The organism is Streptomyces sp. NPDC058534 (genome assembly GCF_042717365.1).
Taxonomy (GTDB): domain Bacteria; phylum Actinomycetota; class Actinomycetes; order Streptomycetales; family Streptomycetaceae; genus Streptomyces.
The window spans coordinates 1-1851 of record NZ_JBHXNW010000182.1; the positions used below are offsets into that span (position 1 = coordinate 1).

Genomic DNA, 1851 nt, shown 5'->3' on the forward strand with positions numbered 1-1851 from the left:
CGAGCACTACTGGATCCAGATGACGGGCGCCGACACCGATGTCGCCTCCGTCGGTCTCGCCTCCACCGACCACCCGCTCCTCGGCGCCGTCGTCGAGCTGCCGCAGTCGGACGGGCTCGTCTTCACCTCCCGTCTGTCGCTGCGGACGCACCCGTGGCTCGCGGACCACGCGATCCAGGGCTCGGTCGTCATCCCCGGCACCATCTACGTCGACCTGGCCATCCGGGCGGGCGACGAGTTCGGCTGCGGTGTCCTGGACGAGCTCGTCATCGGGGCGCCGCTGGTGCTTCCCGAGGACGAGGCCGTCCGTGTCCAGGTCGCCGTCGGCGGTGCCGACGAGTTCGGGCGCCGGACCGTGGGCGTCTACGCGTCCCGTGGTGATGCGGGTGAGGGTGGCGGGCAGGAGTGGACCCGGCATGCGTCGGGTGTGTTGTCTCCGGTGGCGCCGGCCTCGGCGGGGACGCGGTTCGACTTCGCGCAGTGGCCGCCGGCCGGTGCGGAGCCGGTCGACATCAACGGTTTCTACGAGGATTTGACCGAGCGCGGGTACGCGTACGGTCCGGCGTTCCAGGGTCTGCGGGCCGTCTGGCGGCGCGGTGAGGAGCTCTTCGCCGAGGCCGCCCTGCCCCGTGAGCCCCGCGAGGACGCGGGCCGCTTCGGTCTGCACCCGGCACTCCTGGACGCCGCTCTGCACACGAACGCCTTCGTGGCGCGGGAGGACGACGGCCGGAACGTGCTGCCGTTCGCGTGGAACGGTGTGGTGCTGCAGGCGGCGGGTGCTTCGGCGCTGCGGGTGCGGGTGGCTCCGTGCGGTCCGGACGCGTTGTCGTTCGATGCGGCGGATGAGTCGGGTGCTGTGGTGCTGACGATGGATTCGCTGGTGTCGCGGCCGGTGTCGGTGGAGCAGTTGGACGCTGCGGGAGCCGGGACGGGTGTTGATTCCCTCTTCGGGCTTGAGTGGGCTGAGCTTTCGGGGGTTTCGGTCTCCGGTGGTGGCGATGCGCCTGTTGCGGTGACGGATGCCGAGGATGTGGCGTCGCTCGGTGGGATCCCGTCGGTGGCGGTGCTTGAGGCCGTCGACGGTGGTGAGGCTGTGGACCTGCTGGGCCGGGTGCTCGGTGTGCTGCAGTCGTGGCTGGTGGCGCCTGGCTATGAGGAGTCGCCGTTGGTGGTGGTGACGCGTGGTGCGGTGCCGGCCGGCGGGTCCGGTGTGTCGGATGTGGCTGGTGCCGCGGTGTGGGGTCTGGTGCGGGCCGCGCAGGCGGAGTATCCGGACCGGATCGTGCTGCTGGACGTGGAGCCGGGTGTCGAGGTCGGTTCCGGTTTCGTGTCGGACGTACTGGCTGCCGGTGAGCTGCAGCTCGCGGTGCGTGGCGGGATGGTGTCCGTGCCGCGTCTGGCGCGGGCTGTGGCCGGTGCAGGTCAGGAGAGGGTCTTCGATCCCGAGGGCTCGGTTCTGATCACGGGTGGTACGGGTTCCCTGGCCGGTGTTCTGGCCCGCCACCTGGTGTCGGCGCATGGCGTACGTCATCTGGTGTTGGCGAGTCGTCGTGGTGCGGCCGCCGAGGGTGCTGCCGAGCTGGTGGCGGAGCTGGCCGCGGAGGGTGCCACGGCGACCGTCGTCGCCTGCGACGTCTCGCAGCGCGAAGCGGTGGCCGAGCTGCTGTCCACCCTCACGGCCGAGCGCCGGCTGACCGGCGTCATCCACACGGCCGGTGTCCTCGACGACGGTGTCCTCGCGTCCCTGACCGACGAGCGCCTCGCGGGCGTCTTCGCCCCGAAGGCCATGGCCGCCCGCTACCTGGACGAGTTGACGCGCGGTCTGGACCTCGACGCGTTCGTGGTGTTCTC

The 1851-nt window shown here is 71.3% G+C and carries 1 protein-coding gene; it reads left to right on the plus strand.

Going from position 1 to position 1851, the window contains the following annotated elements; translation table 11 throughout:
- A partial coding sequence (locus ACFWR9_RS42635; RefSeq protein ID WP_383853063.1) for a type I polyketide synthase occupies positions 1-1851 on the plus strand: 1851 nt, incomplete at both ends.